Annotated in this window: 19 protein-coding genes; 12 read left to right on the plus strand and 7 right to left on the minus strand. The window is 56.4% G+C overall.

The annotated features are described in order from the left end of the window. Positions 1-428 precede the first annotated feature (428 nt). The 3 genes from PMES_RS02795 to PMES_RS02805 are packed head-to-tail and all read left to right on the plus strand — an operon-like array spanning position 429 to position 2,770. Positions 429-716, plus strand: a complete 288-nt coding sequence (locus tag PMES_RS02795) for a PepSY domain-containing protein (protein ID WP_159964012.1) — start codon at positions 429-431, stop codon at positions 714-716. Between the two features lie 3 nt (positions 717-719). Next, a complete protein-coding gene (locus PMES_RS02800) occupies positions 720-1,388 on the plus strand; it encodes a response regulator transcription factor (RefSeq protein ID WP_159964013.1) in 669 nt (222 codons plus the stop codon). Continuing rightward, the gene (locus PMES_RS02805) at positions 1,388-2,770 is read left to right on the plus strand and encodes a sensor histidine kinase (protein ID WP_159964014.1); all 1,383 of its coding nucleotides are present in this window, start codon (positions 1,388-1,390) and stop codon (positions 2,768-2,770) included. Before PMES_RS02800 ends, PMES_RS02805 begins: the two co-directional genes overlap by 1 nt. Positions 2,771-3,308: 538 nt before the next feature. Here PMES_RS02805 and PMES_RS02810 read toward each other — a convergent pair. After that, positions 3,309-4,052, minus strand: coding sequence for an anti-sigma factor family protein (locus tag PMES_RS02810; protein ID WP_159964015.1), 744 nt, complete (start codon positions 4,050-4,052; stop codon positions 3,309-3,311). After that, positions 4,049-4,579 (minus strand): RNA polymerase sigma factor, encoded by a 531-nt coding sequence (locus PMES_RS02815; protein ID WP_328809144.1) that lies wholly within the window; start codon positions 4,577-4,579, stop codon positions 4,049-4,051. The genes PMES_RS02810 and PMES_RS02815 overlap by 4 nt, the downstream gene beginning before the upstream one ends. 66 nt (positions 4,580-4,645) lie before the next feature. Here PMES_RS02815 and PMES_RS02820 point away from each other — a divergent pair, with 66 nt between their 5' ends. The 8 genes from PMES_RS02820 to PMES_RS02855 all read left to right on the plus strand — a co-directional run bounded on the left by PMES_RS02820 (position 4,646) and on the right by PMES_RS02855 (position 11,283). Beyond that, entirely contained in the window at positions 4,646-5,092 is a 447-nt protein-coding gene (locus PMES_RS02820; RefSeq protein ID WP_159964016.1) for a DUF4399 domain-containing protein, read from the plus strand. A 293-nt stretch (positions 5,093-5,385) separates the two neighbouring features. Next, on the plus strand, positions 5,386-5,967 hold the full coding sequence (locus tag PMES_RS02825) for an aspartyl/asparaginyl beta-hydroxylase domain-containing protein (RefSeq protein WP_159964017.1): 582 nt from the start codon (positions 5,386-5,388) through the stop codon (positions 5,965-5,967). 36 nt (positions 5,968-6,003) lie between these two features. Continuing rightward, positions 6,004-6,903, plus strand: coding sequence for an alpha/beta hydrolase family protein (locus PMES_RS02830; RefSeq protein WP_159964018.1), 900 nt, complete (start codon positions 6,004-6,006; stop codon positions 6,901-6,903). 11 nt (positions 6,904-6,914) lie between these two features. Next, positions 6,915-8,012, plus strand: coding sequence for a DUF1611 domain-containing protein (locus PMES_RS02835; RefSeq protein WP_159964019.1), 1,098 nt, complete (start codon positions 6,915-6,917; stop codon positions 8,010-8,012). Further along, on the plus strand, positions 8,009-9,685 hold the full coding sequence (locus tag PMES_RS02840; protein ID WP_159964020.1) for an ATP-binding cassette domain-containing protein: 1,677 nt from the start codon (positions 8,009-8,011) through the stop codon (positions 9,683-9,685). The genes PMES_RS02835 and PMES_RS02840 overlap by 4 nt, the downstream gene beginning before the upstream one ends. A gap of 214 nt (positions 9,686-9,899) precedes the next feature. Then, positions 9,900-10,307, plus strand: coding sequence for a hypothetical protein (locus tag PMES_RS02845; protein WP_159964021.1), 408 nt, complete (start codon positions 9,900-9,902; stop codon positions 10,305-10,307). Between the two features lie 101 nt (positions 10,308-10,408). Further along, a complete protein-coding gene (locus PMES_RS02850; RefSeq protein ID WP_159964022.1) occupies positions 10,409-10,579 on the plus strand; it encodes a hypothetical protein in 171 nt (56 codons plus the stop codon). Beyond that, a complete protein-coding gene (locus PMES_RS02855) occupies positions 10,576-11,283 on the plus strand; it encodes a VIT1/CCC1 transporter family protein (RefSeq protein ID WP_159964023.1) in 708 nt (235 codons plus the stop codon). The genes PMES_RS02850 and PMES_RS02855 overlap by 4 nt, the downstream gene beginning before the upstream one ends. 249 nt (positions 11,284-11,532) lie before the next feature. Here PMES_RS02855 and PMES_RS02860 read toward each other — a convergent pair whose 3' ends face one another. Then, positions 11,533-12,357 carry an ArdC family protein gene (locus PMES_RS02860; protein WP_159964024.1) on the minus strand — a complete coding sequence of 275 codons (825 nt, stop codon included), beginning with the start codon at positions 12,355-12,357 and terminating at the stop codon, positions 11,533-11,535. A 40-nt stretch (positions 12,358-12,397) separates the two neighbouring features. Beyond that, complete coding sequence (locus PMES_RS02865; RefSeq protein ID WP_236549676.1) at positions 12,398-12,868, minus strand: hypothetical protein; 471 nt, start codon at positions 12,866-12,868, stop codon at positions 12,398-12,400. A 352-nt stretch (positions 12,869-13,220) separates the two neighbouring features. Between PMES_RS02865 and PMES_RS02870 the strand changes: the two genes are divergently transcribed. Next, entirely contained in the window at positions 13,221-13,514 is a 294-nt protein-coding gene (locus PMES_RS02870) for a hypothetical protein (protein WP_009503883.1), read from the plus strand. A gap of 28 nt (positions 13,515-13,542) precedes the next feature. Here PMES_RS02870 and PMES_RS02875 read toward each other — a convergent pair whose 3' ends face one another. The 3 genes from PMES_RS02875 to PMES_RS02885 are packed head-to-tail and all read right to left on the minus strand — an operon-like array spanning position 13,543 to position 16,444. Continuing rightward, entirely contained in the window at positions 13,543-13,833 is a 291-nt protein-coding gene (locus PMES_RS02875) for a hypothetical protein (RefSeq protein WP_009503882.1), read from the minus strand. A 5-nt stretch (positions 13,834-13,838) separates the two neighbouring features. Continuing rightward, a complete protein-coding gene (locus tag PMES_RS02880) occupies positions 13,839-14,540 on the minus strand; it encodes a VIT1/CCC1 transporter family protein (protein ID WP_159964026.1) in 702 nt (233 codons plus the stop codon). Then, positions 14,537-16,444, minus strand: coding sequence for a heavy metal translocating P-type ATPase (locus PMES_RS02885; RefSeq protein WP_159964027.1), 1,908 nt, complete (start codon positions 16,442-16,444; stop codon positions 14,537-14,539). The genes PMES_RS02880 and PMES_RS02885 overlap by 4 nt, the downstream gene beginning before the upstream one ends. Positions 16,445-16,446: the final 2 nt, after the last annotated feature.

Genomic DNA, 16,446 nt, shown 5'->3' on the forward strand with positions numbered 1-16,446 from the left:
CTAAAATCAAACAAACGGCTCAATCCAAACTGGCCTACTTTTACGCCGCCCTAATGGACCAATTTTGCACCGCCCTTGACACTTGATGTTCTTCACTTCGTAGCCCTGTTCGACATACATCGCGGTCAGGTCTTCCTTGGACATCTAGGTTGTCTGGTCAGGGACGTTGCATTTCATCTCTTCGGCGAAGGCGGGGGCTGCCAGCATCAGCACAGCAGCGGTGGAAAGAAGAAGTTTGGACATTGGATCTATCCTTGAGGTTCAGAGCGGAATTGCTCGCTTCGATGAACCCCTTTTGGCAGACCCAAAATGACAGATGCCTGACACCGGCTGTCAGCGAACTGTAATTTGTGCGAACCTAGAAGGATGATGGGAAGAAAGGCGCAATCGTGCGTCAGGTGATACAGTTGAATAGATTACGATACATATTGACCAGTGCCGCAGTTCTGCTGGCGACAATGACACCCATCTGGGCCGACGAGACGGAGCCGGACGAGGTGTCGCGACTGCTCAGACAGGGTGAGATTTTGCCTCTGGCAGCCATTCTTGAAATGGTCCGTCCGGTGACGGGCGACACTATCCTCGAGGTGGAAGTCGAGCATGAAGACTTCGGCATCGCCTATGAAATCTACTTTCTGGACCCTCAAGGACGCCGCCGCGAAATTTACGTGGATGCCCGAACCGGTGAAATCATGCTCCAAAAGTTGGATGATTGAGCCATGCGCGTTCTGGTGATCGAAGATGACGACCGCATCCGGTCAGATGTCCAATCCGCGCTGGAGGCGGCGGGATACATTGTCGATGTCGAAGCATCGGGCGAGGAAGGCTGGTTTCTGGGCGATACCGAAACCTATGGTGCCGTTGTGCTGGACCTAGGATTGCCGCAGATGGATGGGCTCACGGTCCTGAAGCGCTGGCGCAAGGCAGGCAAGACCATGCCAGTCTTGATTCTGACCGCGCGCGGTACCTGGAATGAACGGGTTGATGGTATTGATGCGGGGGCAGACGACTATCTGCCGAAACCATTTCATGTCGAAGAGTTGCTGGCCCGGTTGCGGGCGATCATACGCAGATCAGGCGGAAACGCCGGATCCGTCATCACAATTGGCGAGACGGAACTTGATGAACGTCAAATGCGGGTGTCCGTGCGTGGTGCAACAGTCAACCTTTCGCCGCAGGAGTACCGTCTGGTGTCATACCTGATGCTCCACAACGGTCGGGTGGTGCCACAACAGGAATTGGCAGAGCATTTGCAGTCTGTCCATTTTGAACGTGAATCAAATGCGGTCGAGGTGCTTGTGGCACGGGTGCGACGCAAACTCCCCAATGCCTTGATCGAAACTAGGCGTGGCTTTGGCTACCTCGTGCCCTCCGGGACACAGAACTGATGTGGAAGCGGAAGTCCATCAGGCTGCGATTGCTGGCCATCGCGACCATTGTCGTCGTCAGCATGATGATCGTGACAGGCATGGGGCTTACCTACCTTCTTGAGCGCAATATCGAGCGCCGGGAGGGGCAGGAACTGGATGCCCACCTGCAACAGATCATCGGGGGCCTGCGGTTCCAGCCGGATGGAACGGTCAAACTATCCCGGGACCTGACCGACCCTCGTTTCGGCAAGGTGTTTGGTGGTCTCTACTACCAAGTCACCACCTTGGACGGAGAGGTTATCCTCAAGTCGCGCTCGCTTTGGGATACGGTGCTCGACCTGCCCGAAGACACCGTCGATCCCGGTCAGGTTCATGTGCACACACGACCGGGTCCAAACAATTCAACGCTGCTTCTGCATGAAAGCCGAATTCTAGTTGTGGAACGCGGTCAAGAATTGTCGCTACTTGTTACGGTTGGAATCGACAAAACAGAAATCATGGCGCTCAAGGCAGGATTTGCGCGTGATCTCATTCCAGCCTTGGCTTTGTTGGCCGTCGCGCTCTTGCTCGGGTTCACATTTCAGATCGGTGTCGGGATCAGGCCGCTCGATCGGCTTCGCAAAGGGGTCGCAGACGTCAAGTCTGGGACCGCGCGACGATTGCCAACGAATGCGCCATCCGAGGTCGGACCCCTGATCGAAGAGCTCAACAGCCTTCTGGATCAACAGGATGAAAGCATGGTCCGTGCGCGTGATCGCGCCGCTGATCTGGCGCACGGCCTGAAGACCCCGCTGACCGCGCTGGCGACGGATATCGCGCGTCTGCGCGCAATCGGTGCCGATGATATTGCCGACGATATCGACGAATTGTCATCAAGGATGCGCAGGCATCTTGATCGCGAACTTGCGCGTGCCCGTGACAGGCACGGCCGGGCCCATGCGCGCACTGCGGCCAAAACCGCAATTGATTCAATAATTCGCACACTTGCCAAAACCCCGAAAGGCGAAAAGCTGCAATTTCAGAACATGGTGCCCGAATGGGTCGAACTAGCCGTCGATCAGGGTGATTTTCTTGAAGTCGCCGGAAACCTTCTGGAAAATGCCTGCAAATTTGCCAATGAGACCATTTCTGTTGAGTGCGGTGTCAGGGATGGATGGGCATCCATCATTGTAAGCGATGACGGACCCGGTGTTTCGGCCTCGCTGATTTCATACATTGCGCAGCGCGGCGTGCGCTTGGATACTGTCGAAAGCGGTTCGGGCCTGGGCCTTGCAATCGTCAAGGATATTGTTGACGCTTATGGTGGTCAACTGAGACTGGAAAATCGAACCGGTGGCGGTTTGACTGCAGCCGTTGCGTTTCCAGCTGCGACAAGCATGAACTCAAAGAAAGATCCGTGAGCCGTCTTTATGTTGGAGACCACATCATGTCGTTCTGAGCCGCACCGGGATTGTCTGTGGCTAATTTGCTTTCGCTTCTTGACCATGTCTGATCCTTCCATTGCGGCGTAGTTTGTTATCTTGGCTTCGGCTGCTGGAATTTTCGTTATCGGCCCCAATAAGAGCCAGTTGTGGAACCAATCCACTCATTCGACCGCGCGGTCACTTCACGCGGCCTCCTCATCCGCAATCAGTTTTTCAAAGGAGCCTCAGCGCCACTGCTCTTGCTTATAATTCCTCTAAAGGGCCAGATCGGTCCAAACGTCTGTGCCTCGAAAATCATTTTCTGGCAATCGTCGCTGGCAGTCGAGCCTGCTATGCCTAGCATGGGTATGTTTAGATGAGATTGGTGGTCCAATCGACACAACTGCAGGGAGTTGAGCCAGATCGTTACGACGGCGCAAGTGTTAGTTCTAGGATGATTTGAAATGTGTCATAGGAGGCGTATATTTACTGCAACCTTGTCACGCAGATTGAGAGAATGCCATCGTAGCTGACACTAGATTGACTGTTCAAGACGTTTAGCGGCGGCGTCGATTAGATCGTAATCTGTCCCTCCTATCAACAAATAGGAGAAACCGCCTCGGTTCCACTCGGCAGCCACCATCCCTTCAAGAATTGCTGTGCTTACAGCTCTATCACCCTCAATTTCAGCACGTGTAATGCATAGTGCGACGGGATCTCCGGATGGTGCCAAATACGCAATCTGAACCAAAGGATTACCTTGGTAACCCAACAGTTGCCCGCGCTTGAACTGAAGCACTCGATCAGCTCTTGCAGAGTCGAGATCTTGCCCCAGAACTTCGCTAAGGGTTGCCAATTGCATGACTTGATCAGCTTCTGAGAATTCTACAGTTGATAGAGTGCCTTTCACATACAACGCGTGGTAGGCGGCTGCGTATTCTTGCCAAGTGCCCAATTTTTCTTGCGAACGTGTTAGAGCGATACCTAACCCAACTCCCATGATAAGACTTGCAGCGATAGCCGCTAAAACAGTCTTCCTGCCAACTGATTGCAAATTTTGGGATTGCGGCAGAAACACAGGAGCTTTGGGTGAAGCGTCTAAAAGCATATCAAACGCTTGTTTTACGTCTTCTATAGGCATCGAAAGAAGTTCCAAACGGGCCCGAAGATCAGGATCGGCTTTCAGTTCGGCCGCTATCATGCGAGACGTTTCAGCGTCGGTTTCACCATCCAGAAAAGCCGTCAAGATTTCGTCTGTTATCTGGTTTGTGTCGGTCATCCTAGTTTCGCATCCTTTGCAGACATGTTTTCTACCACACATTTTCGAGCCGCCGAGAGTCTGCTCATCACCGTACCGACAGGAATCGATAAAAACTCAGCAGCTTCTGCGTATTTGTAACCTTCAACATAAACCAGAAGAACGCAGACTCTCTGTGCCTCCGGCAACTGGCATATGTTATGTAACACTTGCCGCGCGAAAAAATTCGTTTCTGCGTCATGCTTTCTGTCTGGAATTTGAACATCTTCGACGGCCAAAAGACCTCCGCCACGACGCACTGCGACTGAACGCAGTTCATTCAACCAGATGCGGTGAGCAATACGGAATAACCAGCGGTCAAGATTTGTTCCGGGCGTATATTGGGCGCTTCGTTCAAGTGCCCGAACGCAAGTTGATTGAGCAAGATCGGCGGCAGACTCGGCGTTTGAGGTCAGAACCAATGCATATCGCCAAAGCCGAGGGTACAAAATCGTTAAACCTTGGCTAACCTCTTCTTTCGCAGTTCTCTTGAGAAAATTTCGAATAATTCTGTGTCCCGAGTGTTTTCTATGTGCAGAGCAGGCGCTCTGTACAAATTACTCAGGGAGAAAAACATGAAAAAACAACTTTTGGCAATCGTGACAGCGGCAGTGTTTACGTCCGCTATACCAGTCTTGGCACAGGATACGATGTCACCCGAAGGCGCAAAGGCCTACTTTGTGACCTTAGAAGATGGTGCCGTCGTGTCCTCGCCATTTGTGGTCACCTTCGGATTGTCAGGGATGGGTGTGGCACCCGCAGGGACTGAAAAGGCACATACCGGGCACCACCACCTCCTGATTGATCGCCCCAAACTTGGTGAAGGCCCGGATGGTGCAGAGGAACTTCAGTATGGCCTACCAGCCGATGATAACCACGTACATTTTGGTGGCGGTCAGACGGAAATGACTCTGGATCTCGCACCTGGAACCCACACACTACAACTTGTTCTCGGCGATTTGAACCATGTCCCACACGACCCTCCGGTCATGTCTGAGGTCATTACGATTACGGTCAATTAAATTCGCCAAATGCTCGTATTCGCCGGTCGCTTGGGCCGGCGAATTTTACGGGCGTCCGATGGCGGGACGGAACCCCTCCGTTATTTGAGCGAAGTTTTGCCGACAGTTCGCCAGTGACCGAAACCTTCGGACTTAGGCCCGTAACTTCGCCCAGTTATGTCCACTAGAGTTAGGAAAGCGCTTTGTTGATTTCCCTCGTACGGCTCTGGACCAAACATATGAAAGCTCTGTCAGGGAATTGTAATGCACCACACGCTAGACCCGATGAGATAACCACCGTAGAGGAAAAGTAGATGGATAATTTCAAACTAATCAAGCAGTTCGAGGACCCAAAGCCGTTTCTGGAAGAGATTTCCAGTGTTGACGGTGCATGGGACGAATCCACCGGCCGGCAAGACAAAATTGCTGTCCAACGCGAAGCGCTGGCTATTCCCATCAGGGGTCTGCGGAAATCTGCAATCAATGGACGCAAGCGTCGCGATGTTCATGAAAGCCGCTGGACAACCGGGTCGATGAAGTACCCCAAAGTGCGCGCATTTCTTGAGACATTTGCCGATGAACAGGACTGTATTCTCGGGCGCGCCAAGGTCGTTTGCCTGCCGGCAGGAAAGCGGGTCTATCCCCATATCGATCAGGGTGAGTACTACAGAGTTCGTGGACGGTATCATTTCGTCCTCAGATCTACGGCTGGCTCCTGGTTGAAAGCCGAATCTGAGGAAATCCGGATGAAAGAAGGCGAAGTTTGGTGGTTCGACAATAACAAGATGCATGAAGCACACAATGACGGGGATCAGGATAGAATCCACATGATCTTTGACATGCTGCCCGCCGCAATGTCGCAGCAGGTTTTTGGTGCCGCTGGTTGGGCTCGATAGCCGCCAAGGCCACAAAAGTCATTAGGAGACAATATCGTGACAAAGAACACTTCAGTGCCTGGAGCCTTCAGACTTGAATTCAAGGTCGGCTCGGGCCGTCATGGTCTTCCATGCTGGCTCGCTATTCCCACAGAGTTGGACACCGACTGCCCGCCTTTAGTTGCAGTACATGGCATCCGCAGAGGGGCCAAAGTGCAGGCACAGCAGTTTGGTGCCAGTGCGGCAAAGGTCGGGCAAGTGGTCATTGCTCCGCTGTTTGCGGAGGAACAGTGGCCGCTTTACCAACAGGTTGTGCGAAAGGGGCGCGCAGATATTGCATTGCTTGAGCTTATGAACGACTTGCGTTTGACGGGCATATGGCAGTCAAAGAGATTTGATCTGAGCGGGTTTTCAGGCGGCGCGCAGTTCGCCCATCGATTTGCTATGCTATATCCAAATCTAGTCAAATCTCTGTCGGTAACATCAGCGGGCTGGTACACTTTCCCTGATGCCAGTCCGTTCCCCTATGGCCTTGGCAAAAGGGACGGACGCAAAGATGACTGGGGACCGCAGATGGAGTCGCGTCTACATGAATTCTTGCAGATTCCTCTGAACATTGCGGTGGGTTCCCTTGATGGCGAGCGGGATAGCAACACCAGAAGTGGGACAGAAATAGATCACCAACAGGGCGCTAACCGCATCGATCGCGCGCATCAATGGGAAAAGGCTCTTTTGAAGGCTGCCCGTGAACGACGGTTGCCCGTTCCTGACGTTCGCATCATGGAACTTCCCGAAAGCGGACATGACTTCATTGAATGCGTAAAAAAAGGTGGCTTGGTAGATTTTCTAATGTCCGACCGTTCCATTGAAAGATCCGAAGGTCTGACAAATCGTCGGGCAAATAGACTTAGCTCAAAAGCGGCTCGTGCAAGCGAATGCCAGAGCTTAAATACATAAGGAAATTCAGGATGTTGTTCCAAAAAATTGACAGCACTGAGCTGACAAATTCTGCCAAGTGGGCATTTACGACTCGGCGTGTGATCCATGAAGATGTCGTCGGATTGACGACAAACTTTTCGGACGCAAAGGCAGGCGATCTTGTTTTGGCGAGAGTTAATAAGATCGGATCACATAAGCGCATCCAACTCACCAGTGGGCGACCATCGGAATTGTACCGCGGAGATCTTGTCGTGTTGGTTTGTGGCAGCCGCTACGCGCCAGACCAATATGAGGGTCATGCGAAAATCGACCCTGACGGATCGGACATGCTGGCTGGCGGTGGTGTGATCGGCGTGATGCGGGCGGCCAACAAACGGATGGCAGGTCCTACACGTGTACTGCCTGTCGGATTACTCTGTGGTCGGGATGGCAATCCAGTCAATCTCGCTGACTACAGCCTTCCCGAACTTGCCACTCCCGGCAAATTGACGGTCATCGCGGCTGTAGGTGCCTCAATGAATGCAGGAAAGACAACCGCCGTCGCTAGCTTTGCACATGGCCTGTCTCGTGCCGGCTATCGGGTCGCAGCAATAAAGGCGACAGGTACCGGAGCATACGGTGACTATAATGCTTATGTAGATGCCGGAGCAGACTATGTCGCAGACTTCGTGGATGCGGGAATGGTTTCGACTTACATGGAGCCGATATCGCGCATCATGAGGTGTACCAAAACCCTCCTCGACCATGCCGCTGACAACGGCTGTGAGGTCGCCATCGTTGAACTCGCAGACGGAATTTTTCAAGGTGAAACGGCGGCCTTACTCAACCGTAGTGATTTTAGGGCAAGTATTGATGGTTTTCTCTTTGCAGCGCCCTGCGCTGCATCGACGGCTGGAGGATGCTCTGTTCTCCGCTCAATGAACATCGAACCTAGTATCGTAACTGGTATGGTCAGTTGCTCTCCACTTGCCACGAAAGAAGCTGAGGCAGCCGTAGGAACCCATGTTGTCAAGCGCGAAAGCCTTGTCGATCCCGTGTCTGCAGGTGCGTTGATTGCAAGAATCCGAACCCAGAAAATGAGTGCCGAAAGTGTTCTGCGTGTAAAGGGCGACGAGAGGGCGGCATGAATGAACTGCCAAAAATAACGGGTAATGGACGTGGCATCGGAATAGGAAAAGTTGCTGTACTGGCGGTTGCGCAGGCGGTTGCGGCAGGTACGGCAGCCTTTGCAACCCGAGATGTATTTGCCGCCCTTCGTGACACCCTCGCAGCAACACCTTTCTTGCCTTTAGGGCTGATCGCATTGGCCGGGATTTCCATTGCCGGGTTGAGAATTTGGGAGCGCGTGGTGGCAGAGAAAGTCGGGCAGAATTACGCGTCCGACTTAAGGCTGAAGCTTTTTAATCACTTTTCCCGCTTGCCCGTCGGGTATGTTGACCGCCGCCGCCAGGGTTCCATGGCTCTCCGTTTCGTAGGAGATCTCGCCGCGGTACGTAACTGGGTCAGTCTTGGCATTGCTCGATTGATCTCATCACTGATCGTGTTGCCGTTGGCTACTGTTGTCCTGTTCTTGCTCAATCCGATGCTAGGGCTGGCGGCATCCATACCCATTGGGCTTGGCCTAATGACAATGGCGCTGGTTGCACCTCGGCTTGGTGAAATACATCGACGCCTGCGTTCACGGCGTGGAGGTTTGGCCGCAGACATGAGTGAACGCATCCCCCATGCACCGGAACTCCGCTTGATGGGGAGGATGCAAGTTGAAAACCGAACACTCATGCGCCGGACTGACAAAATGATTGATGCGGCAATCAAACGCGTCAGGGGTGCGGCGCTATTACAAGCAATACCGGACGCAATATCTGGTCTTGCGGCAGCGTCACTTCTTTTTGCTGCTTTTCGATCCGGCATTCCTGCGGCCGAAGTTGCAGGTGCTGTGGCCGCCGTTGGGTTGATGATCAAACCAATGCGCGATCTTGCCGGTGTTGGCGACCGTTATCGTGCGTGGATTGCCGCGCGAAACAAGTGCGTAGATCTCTTGAACAAACCACGTATTTCGCGACCCAAGTCTCTCGGCGGTCCGCTGGCAAATGAACCACACTCGATCAGTTTTGAGAATGTTGAGACGGAATTCTTGACCGGCGTTGATCTCGTGGTGGAAGCTGGTCAAAAAGTAGCCGTTATGGGCCCCAATGGTTCAGGAAAGTCGACTTTCTTGGCATTGGCAGCCGGACTTGAAACAGCTTTAACCGGCCAAGTTTTGATTGGCGACCATGCTCCATCCAGTCTCAGCAGTTCGGATCGCAAGCGAATGATATCATTCGTTGGACCAAAGTCTCCGATCCTCGCAGGAAGTTTGCGTCGAGCTATGATTATGGGTGCGGCACAGCAGCCTTCAGATACTCGGATACTTCAAGCTGCCAAATCATACGGTTTGCAAGGCGTCGTAGAGCGGCTTGGAGGGCTGGATGGCCACGTGACTGAAGCAGGACGCAACCTTTCTAGCGGAGAGGTGAGGCGCGTGATGCTCGTGAGAGCCGCGCTTTCGGGATCCCAGGTGCTATTGCTGGACGAACCAGATGACACGCTGGATATTGAAGGAGCAGGTCTTGTGAAACAATTGTTGGATGGAACTTCCGCGACTACCATTTTAATCACCCACAATACCGAAATCGCGCGCCTGATGGATCTAGTTTTGTTCGTTATTGATGGGCAGATCGTTCAATCCGGCTTGCCGGAAGAGGTCTTCGGCTCAAAAGGGCCAGCCCAGGATTTTTTTGGGCGGCTTAATGCTGCTTGAAGAGACGGAAGTTCACGCAACGTGTTGACGTAAGTAGAGCCCACCAGGCTCTGGTCCCCCATCTGTTGTCCTTATCGACCCAAGGCAGGCAGCAGTCAGTAGAAAGACAATCGACGCGATTTTAGTTTTTTTAAACCAAATCTACCGCCCATTTTCACACAATCCAACACCCACGAATTGTTGAGTTGAGAAACCAAACCGAAAAGGAAGAACTATGAAAAATACCATCTTGGCTGTTTCTGCTGCGCTAGCCATCAGTGCTTGTTCCACAACAAATCAGCTTCCAGAGTTAAGCGGTTTTGAAAAGTTGGCAGGGTCAGAGATTCAAGCATTGTTGCCGGGAAACTCGCTGCGTGGCACCGACAAAACCGGCAGCTATGTAATTTACTATTCTTCGGCGGATACAATGAAAATTGACTACACTACTTCCAAGCGTCGCCGTCATGATACAGGAACGTGGCGAGTGTCGGGTGACCGTTACTGTCGGCAATGGAACGAATTAGGTAAAGGCCGAGAGCGCTGCGTATCTTTTTTCAGACGCGGGAATACCATTCACTGGGTTCGGAACAACGAAGTGACGGACCGATCTGTGTTGGAAAACGGAAATCCGGCTGGTCTATAACAGATTGAGCGCGGTGTCCGGGAACAGTGATATCTATCATTGGAAACGATGATGAGACCGGTGTTTTGGCCTCGCAGATTTCCCACGTTACGCAGCGCGGCGTGCGTCTCGATACCGCTGAAAGCGGTTCGGGGCTGTGGTTTGCAATCGTCTGGGATATCCTTGAAGCCAACGGTGGAGAAATACGTCTGCAAAACAGCGCCGGACGAGGATTGTCCGCGATCGCCACTTTCCGGGTTGCGCCACAATTGAATGCGAAGGATGAGACATGAATTTGCCCTACGACTCTGCACACGAAGAACTGCATTATATCAATCGCGCGGGGTGGCTGCGTGCGTCTGTTCTGGGTGCCAATGATGGCATTGTGTCAGTTTCGTCGTTGATCGTCGGCGTTGCGGCCGCGGATCCCAGCCCGACGGCAATTCTTGTGGCTGGGGCCGCTGGACTTGCCGCGGGTGCAATGTCTATGGCCGCAGGAGAGTATGTTTCGGTCAGCTCGCAATCAGATGTGGAACGGGCCGACATCGCACGTGAAAAACAGGCCCTGATCGATACGCCGGAAGCGGAAGAAGCGGAATTGGCGTCGATCTATCAGGCGCGGGGCCTGTCCCCCGAAACAGCGGCCCTGGTTGCAAGAGAGTTGACGGTCAAGGACGCACTTGGCGCGCATGTCCGCGATGAACTTGGCCTGTCCGAAGTGCACGCAGCAAACCCGCTGCAAGCCGCGTTCGCCTCGGGACTGACATTTACTGTGGCTGCTGCACTGCCACTCGCCGCCGCCATTCTGGCACCAAGCGACAAGATCATCCCAACTGTCGTTGTCGCAACACTGATCTGTCTCGCGGGCCTCGGTGCCCTTGGGGCCCATGTTGGCGGTGCACCAAAGCTGCGCGCTACCGCTCGTGTCTTGTTTTGGGGCGCAGCCGCTATGGCCATCACCGCCGCCGTCGGAAGCCTATTTGGCGTGAGTGTCTAGCGTTAGGTGTTTTTGCGGAAGATGCTACCTGTATAGCGCTTGGAGATCTGCTATCAGAATCCCTTGTATTACATTGCCGACGGACGACGAGTGTCAGATTTGCGAATACAATCTTCCATCGACTCGTTCTGACACCAGCTGAGTTTGAAGCCATTTGGCTGAATTGGAAAAGCCGACTTTCGCAGTGACGCAGAATTCTGCCAAAGCTGGCTCACAACTGCCATTCTCCATGTTGCCGCGGCAGTCTAATCACGCCGCCTCGACGCTGCGCCCTGCCCTGCCCGTCTCCGATCTGGCGATCAGATAGTCGCAGGCGCGCTGCGCGTCCGCGGCGTGCCGGAAGATCGCGCCCTTGTCCGAACGCAAAACGCGCAACCAGTTGTGGAGGTAGGCGGCATTCATCTCGAGCGTATGCGCCGTGAAGCCGAGCGTCTGACCCAGGAACACCGACCAGACCCCGTAGAAATTGCGCGGGTCCTGGAACCGCGTGATGGATGGCATGTAAACCTTGTCCACGGGGGGCAAATAATAGGCCTCCGTGCCCGTGAAGACGGTTGTGATGTCGATGGCATCGAAAAACGCCTGCATGTGCGGGATGGGCTCGGACGGCGGATGCTCGGGCACGGGCTCCGGGTCAGGGTAGAAGCTGTCGGGCAAGCCCTCGATCTGGCAGGCATTGAACACACGGTAGGATTTCTGGAAGCGGAAGATACGGGCTTCCTCGGAGTGATCATCCCCGTCGCTGTGATCATGCTCATCGCCGGCGTCTCTCCGGCTTTGACCGTAGTAAACGACGACAGAGGACTTCTCGCCCTTGCGAACCTTTGCATCCAACGCATTGGCCTGCGGCAACGTCATCCAAAAAGGCGAGCTGTGGCCCGCCATCACGGTCCGCATCGTCAGCAGTAAGTTGTTCACCCCCTGGTACGGTTCTCCGCCCACGCGCAGGGGACGAGAGCTGCCACCTGCTGTCCAAGGCTTGCGCCAAGGCAGGACGCCGCGCTCGATGATGCGGATGATTTCGTTTGTGATGACCTCGGAGGCATCGAGTTTGGGTGTGCGGGATCGGGCCATGGCTGGCGTCCTTTCGAGACTTGGTGAGAGGGAATGGTGATCAGATTGTCTGAAGGGGCCTCGGATCGTTGGCGATCCTGGCACCGAGGGCTTCGACCATGTCGATGTAGGCGGTCAGCGAGACGGATCTGCCAGAACCGCAAGGATCAGGGTCGACCGATCCGTCCCGCGCCACCCGCGGCAGTCTCGCGAAGGCAATGACATCGGTGACGGGTCGGATATCGATGAAGGGCGTCCCTCGTGCGACCGCAAGAGTGGCCAAGGGAAAGCGCTCGATCGGCGCGAAGGTCGAAACGGTGGTCCAACCGAGATGGAGGAATGTCCCACCCTCCCCGCAGATCACGTGCGCGTTTGGCAATGGCGCCGCCTGCTTCAGATAGCCGAGATCACGCAGGACGGTCTCACGCTCGAGCTGCAGTGCCTGGCCCGTCTGGCCGGTTCGGCGTAGTTCCTTGTGCCGCCACCACGAGGCGGCGGTCGCGCGTAACACGCGCAAGACACCTGTTTGCATGGGAATGCCCTTCATCAGGAACGGCAGACCGGAACCCGGCCCGGACCCATCTGAGGGACCCCGAAGGCCCTCATCCATCAGTCACAAAACCCGAAGGACACTTTCACTCTTTAGGGATCTGATGCCGGAGATTGTTAAATGCGAAGCTCATGAGAACGCAGAATCCTGCACTTTCCGGCATCAGACCCCAATGAGGAACAGGATCAGGCCCGGACACCCTCTTTCGGGCATCCTCAGGCCTGACCTCCCCCGGCCCTCCTCTTCCTCTCAAACCCCATGATTTCCGCAGGTGGCTTGATTTTGTTCCTGTTATGTTCTATTTTAAGAACCACGCTAAGAAGGGAGATCCCCGATGGAAAGCACCACTTACGCCCTGCCCGCGACGCCCAAGCAGATCGCCTATGCGCGCGCGCTGGCCTTGCGCACCCAGACGCTTTTGCCGTGGGAGGTTCAGCAAGATCGGCGGTCCCTGAGCGCCTGGATCGACGCACAAGCCAAGTTGAACCCGGGCGCGCAGGACAGCCGCCCGACATCGAAGCAGGTCGCCTTCGCCGAGCGTCTCGCCCGGATCAAACGCCGCGCCGTCCCGGATGAGTGTTTCCGCGACAAGGGGCTGATGTCAAAATGGATCGATGGGAACAAATGAAGCTGGGTAGCCCCTGCGGTGATTGAGACTACTTCAGCCGATCAACAATCGATGCCCCGCCCGACCTGGCAAGCGCGATCAGGCTGGACTGGATTTTGGATGTGAAGACGGAACTGAACGTGCCGATGGGCGTGCGGTCCTCCCAGACATAGGACCGCTCCAGAATATCGGTGTTGATCTCGTCCAGCATGACCCATTTGCGGACATGGGTTTCTGACCCCACGCGCTGCGACTCGATCTGTGGCACCTCGATGATCAGCACGATGTTGACGAGCGTTGCCGCAACAAGCAGCCGGAGCGGGGTTCGGGTACACCCCATTGACTCTAGCCTACGGCGACCCCGAACAGCGCACCGACCCCGGCTGTCGCCGCCATTGCAAGCGCTCCCCATAGCGTGACCCGCGTGGCCCCACGGACGACGCCTGCGCCGCCGGCCGAAGCGCCCAATCCGCCAAGAACCGCAAGGCCAAGGATCGTCGATCCCGCCACCAGGGGAGCGATCTGCGCCTCCGAGACCAGCAGCACGACGATCAGGGGCAGCACCGCCCCAACGGCGAAGGTCAGTGCGGACACCAGAGCCGCCTGGATAGGGCGGGCGGTAAAGGTTTCCGAAATGCCGAGCTCGTCGCGCGCATGCGATCCGAGCGCGTCGCGTTCAGTCAGTTGCACGGCAACCTTTTTCGCCAGGTCGCCGTCCAGCCCCCTTTCAACATAAATCAGGGTTAGTTCCTCGAGCTCGGCCTCGGGCGTTTCCTCGAGTTCACGGCTCTCTCGGGCGAGGTCCGCCTGTTCGGCGTCAGTTTGCGAGCTGACCGAGACATACTCCCCCGCCGCCATCGACATCGCACCAGCCATAAGCCCGGCCAGCCCGGCGATCATGACCTCGGGCTTGCCGGAGCCTGCGGCCGCGACGCCGACGACGAGGCTCGCGGTCGAGACAAGACCATCGTTGGCTCCGAGAACGGCGGCCCGCAACCAGCCGATGCGATGCACGATATGGATTTCAGAATGTGATAGACGGCTCATGGCGTGGCTCCTTGAACGATGTCACCTTGCTCTGACGTGATGGCCTGTGGTTTGCCCGTAGCTGGCTCCTGCGGCGCGATGCGCAGCGCGCGCAGGGCGTTCAGGATCACGGCAACGTCGATCACTTCTTGCAGGAGCGCGCCCTGGACCGGCGTGAGGTAGCCGAAAGCGGCCGCGATCATGCCCATGACAGACAGGCCGATCCCGGCGACAATGCTTTCGACCGCTATCCGCCGCGAGGCCCGCGCGATCTCGATGCCGGGCCCCAGCCGGTCGATCCGGTCGACGAGCAGCACCACGTCGGCGGCCTCGGCCGAGGCCGCGGCGCCCCGTGCCCCCATTGCCACGCCTACATCGGCTGCGGCCAGGGCGGGCGCGTCGTTGACACCATCACCCACCATCATCACCGGCCCGTGTTTATGCTCGGAAAGCACCAGTAACACCTTTTGATCCGGCGTCAGACCGGCCCGCAGCCCGTCGAGGCCCAGCCCCTCGGTCACGCGCTCGGCCACGTCCGCGCGGTCGCCAGTAGCCAGAAGGATGCGCGCGATCCCTTGACGGCGCAGACCGTCCAGCATGGCACCCGCTCCCTCGCGCAGCGGGTCGGACATGACGAGGTGCCCGGCCATGTGACCGTCAACTGCCACTGCGACAAGGACCGATCCGGCGCCCTTGGCGGGGTGATCGCCCACCATCCGCCCGACACGGGACGCCACGAAGCCGTCGCCGCCGACGATCACCTCGCGGTCCTCCACACGACCCAAGACCCCTTCGCCCGGGATCTCAGCCACTTCTGTCGGAACGGGCAGTGTGAAGGCCCGCGCCTTTGCGGCAGCGACGATGGCCTGCGCCACAGGGTGTTTCGATGCCTGATCGAGCGCGGCGGCAAGGCGGAGGATGTCGTCCTCGGTCATGCCATCGTGGCTGTCGATCGAGATGATCTGCGGACGGCCATCTGTCAGCGTCCCCGTCTTGTCGAGGATCAGCGTTCGGATGCGCGCCATTGTCTCGAGCGGCCCTGCGCCCTTGATCAAAACGCCAAAATGCGCCGCACGCGAGAGACCCGCGACCAGTGCGACCGGCACGGCAAGGATCAGCGGACAGGGCGTGGCGACCACCAGCACGGCGACCGCGCGGATCGGATCGCCTGTGATCCACCAGGCCGCGAAGGCGATACTGACGGTGACGACCAGAAAGCCCAGCGACCAGCGGTCGGCCAGCCGGGACATCGGCGCTTTGGACGCCTGCGCTTCCTCCACTAGACGAACGATCCCGGCATAGGTGCTGTCCTTGGCCTCGCGCGTCGCCGTCAGGTCGAAGGCCTCGCCCGCGTTGGTCGATCCGCTCATGGCGTCGGCCCCGCGCGCCAGCCGGACTGGCAGGGACTCACCCGTCAGCGCCGCGGTGTCGAGGAAGGCGGTGTCGGACGCCACCGTGCCGTCCACGGGAACGACATCACCCTGCCGGATCAGCAGGCGATCGCCCGGTGCGATCTCCTCGAGAGGCACATCCTCAAGACCGCCGTTCCGGTGCCGCGTCGCGGTCCGGGGTACGCGGGATAAAAGATCCTTCATCGAACGACGTGCACGGCCCTCAGCGAAGGCTTCGAGGAAAGTGCCTCCAGAATACATGACTGCGACGACAGCCGCAGCCAAGGTCTCGCCGAAGACAAGCGCCGCCGACATCGACAGCGCGGCAACGATATCGAGGCCCACCTCGCCGCGCCCAATGCTCCGGACGATTTCGACCACAAGCGCTGCCAGCGCGGGAACAACTCCTGCAATCCAGATCAGGGTCGCGATCTCTGGTTGGCCCGCAAGGTAGAATGCGAGTCCCACGATCAGCCCGGTTGCGGCCATCAGCAGGAGTGCGGTCTTGAAGCGATCGGTACGGGTCTGTTCCATGC

Source organism: Profundibacterium mesophilum KAUST100406-0324, assembly GCF_009835145.1.
GTDB lineage: Bacteria > Pseudomonadota > Alphaproteobacteria > Rhodobacterales > Rhodobacteraceae > Profundibacterium > Profundibacterium mesophilum.

What these genes read in the sequence shown, in the direction of transcription:
- PMES_RS02800 (WP_159964013.1), top strand. Translation starts at nt 720, where the DNA reads ATGCGCGTTCTGGTGATCGAAGATGACGACCGCATCCGGTCAGATGTC.
- PMES_RS02805 (WP_159964014.1), top strand. Translation starts at nt 1,388, where the DNA reads ATGTGGAAGCGGAAGTCCATCAGGCTGCGATTGCTGGCCATCGCGACC.
- PMES_RS02810 (WP_159964015.1), bottom strand. Translation starts at nt 4,052, where the DNA reads ATGACCGACACAAACCAGATAACAGACGAAATCTTGACGGCTTTTCTG.
- PMES_RS02820 (WP_159964016.1), top strand. Translation starts at nt 4,646, where the DNA reads ATGAAAAAACAACTTTTGGCAATCGTGACAGCGGCAGTGTTTACGTCC.
- PMES_RS02825 (WP_159964017.1), top strand. Translation starts at nt 5,386, where the DNA reads ATGGATAATTTCAAACTAATCAAGCAGTTCGAGGACCCAAAGCCGTTT.
- PMES_RS02835 (WP_159964019.1), top strand. Translation starts at nt 6,915, where the DNA reads ATGTTGTTCCAAAAAATTGACAGCACTGAGCTGACAAATTCTGCCAAG.
- PMES_RS02840 (WP_159964020.1), top strand. Translation starts at nt 8,009, where the DNA reads ATGAATGAACTGCCAAAAATAACGGGTAATGGACGTGGCATCGGAATA.
- PMES_RS02845 (WP_159964021.1), top strand. Translation starts at nt 9,900, where the DNA reads ATGAAAAATACCATCTTGGCTGTTTCTGCTGCGCTAGCCATCAGTGCT.
- PMES_RS02855 (WP_159964023.1), top strand. Translation starts at nt 10,576, where the DNA reads ATGAATTTGCCCTACGACTCTGCACACGAAGAACTGCATTATATCAAT.
- PMES_RS02860 (WP_159964024.1), bottom strand. Translation starts at nt 12,357, where the DNA reads ATGGCCCGATCCCGCACACCCAAACTCGATGCCTCCGAGGTCATCACA.
- PMES_RS02865 (WP_236549676.1), bottom strand. Translation starts at nt 12,868, where the DNA reads ATGCAAACAGGTGTCTTGCGCGTGTTACGCGCGACCGCCGCCTCGTGG.
- PMES_RS02870 (WP_009503883.1), top strand. Translation starts at nt 13,221, where the DNA reads ATGGAAAGCACCACTTACGCCCTGCCCGCGACGCCCAAGCAGATCGCC.
- PMES_RS02875 (WP_009503882.1), bottom strand. Translation starts at nt 13,833, where the DNA reads ATGGGGTGTACCCGAACCCCGCTCCGGCTGCTTGTTGCGGCAACGCTC.
- PMES_RS02880 (WP_159964026.1), bottom strand. Translation starts at nt 14,540, where the DNA reads ATGAGCCGTCTATCACATTCTGAAATCCATATCGTGCATCGCATCGGC.
- PMES_RS02885 (WP_159964027.1), bottom strand. Translation starts at nt 16,444, where the DNA reads ATGGAACAGACCCGTACCGATCGCTTCAAGACCGCACTCCTGCTGATG.